Source organism: Mesorhizobium sp. M00.F.Ca.ET.216.01.1.1 (assembly GCF_004010325.2).
Lineage (GTDB): Bacteria > Pseudomonadota > Alphaproteobacteria > Rhizobiales > Rhizobiaceae > Mesorhizobium.
In genome coordinates this window covers 1-473 of sequence record NZ_SADR02000116.1, presented here as the reverse complement: position 1 = coordinate 473, position 473 = coordinate 1, and the positions used below count along the sequence as shown (strand labels likewise).

The 473-nt window shown below is 62.4% G+C and carries 1 protein-coding gene; it reads right to left on the bottom strand.

The window, feature by feature from the left end; all coding sequences use genetic code 11:
- Nucleotides 1–9 precede the first annotated feature (9 nt).
- Nucleotides 10–473 (bottom strand): alpha/beta hydrolase (locus EN859_RS35295; protein WP_135913605.1); only part of this gene is annotated, 464 nt, incomplete at its 5' end.

The following is a 473-nucleotide window of genomic DNA, read 5'->3' as shown; positions in this document are numbered from 1 at the left end:
GCCGAGCGCTCAGAGCCGGTCGACGTCGATGACTGCCTGAGCGAAAGCCTGGGGGGCTTCCTGCGGCAGGTTGTGGCCGATGCCGCCCGTGATCAGCCGGTGCTCGTATTTGCCGGAAAATCTCTTGGCGTAGGCGCCGGGGTCCGGATGCGGCGCTCCGTTGGCATCGCCTTCCATTGTGATCGTGGGAACGCCGATCATCGGAAAGGTGGCGAGCTTTTTCTCGATCTCGTCGTATTTGGGTTCGCCTGCGGCGAGGCCGAGACGCCAACGGTAATTGTGGATGACGACGTCGACATGGTCCGGATTGGCGAAGGCTGCCGCACTGCGCGCGAAAGTGGCGTCGTCGAACTTCCATTGCGGCGACGCGAGCCGCCAGATCAGCTTGGCGAAGTCGTCCGTGTTTTTCGCATAGCCCGCACGGCCGCGCTCGGTGGCAAAATAGAACTGATACCAGATCGGAAGAGCGTCGT